The sequence below is a fragment of the Protofrankia sp. CiP1_Cm_nod3 genome (genome assembly GCF_982290655.1).
On the sequence record NZ_CEVIVD010000121.1, the window covers coordinates 5,035 to 5,583 of the forward strand.

General features: G+C 67.8%; 1 pseudogene. It reads right to left on the reverse strand.

Annotated features, from left to right (window positions below):
- Nucleotides 1-297, reverse strand: a pseudogene (locus AC5LUJ_RS18850) (hypothetical protein); the annotation flags it as partial.
- Nucleotides 298-549: the final 252 nt, after the last annotated feature.

Sequence of the window (549 nt, forward strand, 5' to 3'; positions counted from 1 at the left end):
CTGTCGGCCCGGGCCCGGCTGTCGGCCCGGGCCACGCCGTCCGCCCGGCGGCCGTCGCAGCGGGCCGCGGGCGCCCGGAGCACGGCTGGCCGTTGCGGCGTCCGCCAGAGCCTCGAAGCTCTTGGAGGAGAAGCCTTCGGAGGACCCGCGGGGGCCAGGGGAGCCCAGGGAGTCCAGGGAGCCCAGGGAGTCCAGGGAGTCCAGGGAGTCCAGGGAGTCCAGGGAGCCGAGAGAACCAGGGTCGCGGCACGGCGACGACGGGTCCGTGAGAACCTCGCTGGTCGACATCTGGCGCATTCGGTGGACCGTAGCAGAAGTCACATCCTGTGTTTTTCACCGCATACCCACAAGGCCGCGCCAAAGACAGAAAATGTGACTCCCAGTAGCCGGACATGCCGCTTCAACTACGTCAACTATTCTTCAGTCAACTGTTTTCATGTGCGCTGTCCTGGCTTCGGCGGACCGAGGAACCGCCGATTCCCCGGCCGGTTCCGGCCGGGGAATCGATACACCACAAGAATCGGCGGCGGGACCAGCGCGGCGGGCAGT